1 protein-coding gene is annotated in these 1,037 nt (G+C 69.3%); it reads right to left on the bottom strand.

Annotated elements, in window-relative coordinates; genetic code table 11:
- Positions 1-198: 198 nt before the first annotated feature.
- Positions 199-1,037, bottom strand: an 839-nt coding sequence (locus GD1_RS01765) for a tetratricopeptide repeat protein (RefSeq protein ID WP_059035274.1), incomplete at its 5' end; no start/stop codon positions are given.

Consider the following 1,037-nt stretch of genomic DNA (forward strand, 5'->3'; position numbering starts at 1 on the left):
TGCCACGTCACGCTGGAACGCACCCACCTCCGAGGTGCCCACGTTCCGACGTCGGCCGGAGGAGGTTTCGACACGTCTCGTCGCTCCGCTCCTCACCGGCTCAACCAGCAAAAACAACACCCCACGGCCGCGCGCCGTCGCGTGTCTGGACTGACGAAGAGCTAAAGAGCCCGCGACGACGAAGTCGGCGCCAATACCTCAGAACAGTGCGCTGGCGAGCTTTCGACGGGCGGCGACGACGAACGGTTCGGCGGGGTCGAACAGCTCGAACAGTTCGAGGAGTCGGGTCCGGGCCCGGGTGCGATCGTCGTCGCTGGTCACCTTGATGACACCGATGATGCGATCGAAGGCGGCCTCGGGCTGCTGCGAGAGGAGCAGCACGTCGGCGGCGGCGAGTTGGGCGTCGACGTCCTTGGGTGCTGCGGTCTCGACGATCTCGGGGTCGTGTGCCTGGGCGCGGATCACGAACTCGAGATTCCGTGCGGCCGATGCGGCCTCGGTGTTGTGGGGCTCGGCGGCCGCGATCGTCCGGTAGGCGGCGAGTGCGCCGTCGAAGTCACCGGTGTTGAGTGCGTCCTCGGCGGCGGCCATCCGCGGGTCGACCGGCTCGTCGGCGGGCTCACCATCGGCGGGTACGCCGGTGAAGACCTCCCCCACCTGGGCGAGGATCTGGTCGATCCAGCCGTTGATCTCGGCCTCGCTCTGCACCCCGTTGAACGCGGTGACCGGGCGTCCGCCGGCGATCGCGACGACCATCGGGATCGACTGGACCCGGAATGCCTGTGCGATACCCGGGTTGGCGTCGACGTCGACCTTGGCGAGGGCCCAGCGGCCGTTGGACTCGGCGGCCATCCGCTCGAGGACCGGTGAGAGCTGCTTGCACGGCTCGCACCAGGTGGCCCACAGGTCGACCAGCACCAACTGTGCCATCGACCGGTTGATCACATCGGCCTCGAACGTCGCGTCGGTGACGTCGACGACCGCGGCACCACCGCCACCACCGGCGGGGGCGGCGGGTGCGGCACCGTCGGCCCCGG

This window comes from Gordonia desulfuricans NBRC 100010, assembly GCF_001485495.1.
Lineage (GTDB): Bacteria > Actinomycetota > Actinomycetes > Mycobacteriales > Mycobacteriaceae > Gordonia > Gordonia desulfuricans.